This is a genomic window from Pseudomonas sp. LJDD11, from assembly GCF_024584215.1.
Classification (GTDB): domain Bacteria; phylum Pseudomonadota; class Gammaproteobacteria; order Pseudomonadales; family Pseudomonadaceae; genus Aquipseudomonas.
In genome coordinates this window covers 434-673 of the sequence record NZ_JANJFL010000087.1, presented here as the reverse complement: position 1 = coordinate 673, position 240 = coordinate 434, and the positions used below count along the sequence as shown (strand labels likewise).

The window sequence follows — 240 nt, the reverse complement described above, 5'->3', positions numbered from 1 at the left end:
CAGAGGGTCACTTCATTGGTCAGGCCCTTCATGCTGATGCTGATCACCGGAAAGAAGTTGGCGAATATGAACAGCAGGGCTGCAGCGATGGTCAGGGCCAGCAACTGCTCGATGGTCAGGCGATGGCCTCGGCCCAGCAGCGCCTTGCAGCGCAGGCAATGCGCCGATTCGCCAGCCTTCAGGGGCGTGGCTTCATACAGCGAGTCGCAGTGCTCGCAGGTGATCAGATCCGAGAGAGGT

At 60.4% G+C, this 240-nt stretch carries 1 protein-coding gene; it reads right to left on the bottom strand.

All coding sequences use genetic code 11. The features are described from left to right. The coding region (locus NRB16_RS28875; protein WP_257107563.1) for a paraquat-inducible protein A at nt 1-227 on the bottom strand (227 nt) is incomplete at its 3' end. Nucleotides 228-240 lie beyond the last annotated feature (13 nt).